Raw genomic sequence first — 255 nt, 5'->3', positions numbered from 1 at the left:
ATAGACGCATCCCGATTCCAGCCAGAACTGTTTAATCTGTCCTGTCAGTCTCAGGTCTGCCTGATGGCGTTGTGAATGCGGCTGCTGAAGCCAGGCGTAAAATCCACTGGGATGAACATCCAGCACCCGACAGAGCAGGCGAACAGGCCAGCAAAAGGTGTTGTCACGGATAAAGGCGTACCTCAGTCGGACAGCTTTGCGAAGTACGCCGCGGCTTTTTTTAATATGTCCCGTTCGTCGGTAACCCGCTTCAGC

Annotated in this window: 1 pseudogene; it reads right to left on the bottom strand. The window is 53.7% G+C overall.

The window, feature by feature from the left end:
• Positions 1-255, bottom strand: a pseudogene (locus MXM41_RS22925) (IS3 family transposase); the annotation flags it as partial.

The organism is Leclercia adecarboxylata (assembly GCF_035787115.1).
Taxonomy (GTDB): Bacteria; Pseudomonadota; Gammaproteobacteria; order Enterobacterales; family Enterobacteriaceae; genus Enterobacter; species Enterobacter adecarboxylatus_E.
The sequence above is the reverse complement of the archived record's forward strand: the minus strand, read 5'-3'. Positions and strand labels throughout refer to the sequence as shown.